At 61.5% G+C, this 239-nt stretch carries 1 pseudogene; it reads left to right on the forward strand.

Annotation, left to right across the window (positions count from 1 at the left end):
• A pseudogene (locus HWE01_RS22785) lies at window positions 1-195 on the forward strand (AAA family ATPase); the annotation flags it as partial.
• Window positions 196-239: the final 44 nt, after the last annotated feature.

A 239-nucleotide genomic window follows, 5' to 3' on the forward strand; every position in this document is an offset into this window, starting at 1 on the left:
GCTCTGGTGCGCGGAGCTCGCGCACGTGCCCTGCTGCGCGGCGGGGAATTTGTCACACCAGACGACATCAAGGGCTGCGCCCTGGCTGTATTGCGTCACCGGGTACGTATTGCGCCTGAGCTGGACATCGATGGGCTGGAGGTAGACCAGGTGCTCAAGCAGTTGCTTGATCAGATTCCGGCACCAAGGCAATGACGCGGAAATGAAACCGACCCGTCTGCTGCTGATCTGGCTTGGCG

This window comes from Herbaspirillum sp. C7C8 (assembly GCF_022627875.1).
In the GTDB taxonomy this organism is placed as follows: domain Bacteria; phylum Pseudomonadota; class Gammaproteobacteria; order Burkholderiales; family Burkholderiaceae_D; genus Herbaspirillum.